This is a genomic window from Corallococcus sp. AB049A (assembly GCF_003668885.1).
GTDB lineage: Bacteria > Myxococcota > Myxococcia > Myxococcales > Myxococcaceae > Corallococcus > Corallococcus interemptor.
Genome location: NZ_RAWL01001281.1, coordinates 1 through 414, shown reverse-complemented (window position 1 = coordinate 414; position 414 = coordinate 1). Strand labels below are relative to the sequence as shown.

Genomic DNA, 414 nt, shown 5'->3' with positions numbered 1-414 from the left:
CCCTTTTCCCGCCGGGAAATGGGATCTGACCCCGTTGTGGACCCCGGCAACCTTTCAGCTGACCGTACGCCCGCCATCCACGCGCAGGGTGTGGCCGGTGACGAAGCTGGCCTCGGCCACCAGCCAGTACACCGCCTCGGCGATCTCCTCGACGGTGCCGATCCGCGCCAAAGGCGTGCGTGCCAGCAGCGCCTCGCGGGCGAAATCATCCTTGCCCTGTTCCGGCCACAGGATCGCACCCGGCGCTACTGCATTGACCCGCACCTTCGGCGCCAGCTCCAGCGCCAGCGCGCGCGTTGCCATCTCCAGCGCGGCCTTGGCCATGGTGTAGGCGATGTGGTCACGCATCGGGTCGGTGCCGTGCAGGTCGGTGAGGTTGACGATGCAGCCCTGCTGGCGGCGCAGGTAGGGCGC

The 414-nt window shown here is 68.8% G+C and carries 1 protein-coding gene; it reads right to left on the bottom strand.

From position 1 onward, the window contains the following. Positions 1-54 precede the first annotated feature (54 nt). Positions 55-414: SDR family oxidoreductase (locus D7X55_RS47005; RefSeq protein WP_121725791.1), on the bottom strand; the 360-nt coding region annotated here is incomplete at its 5' end.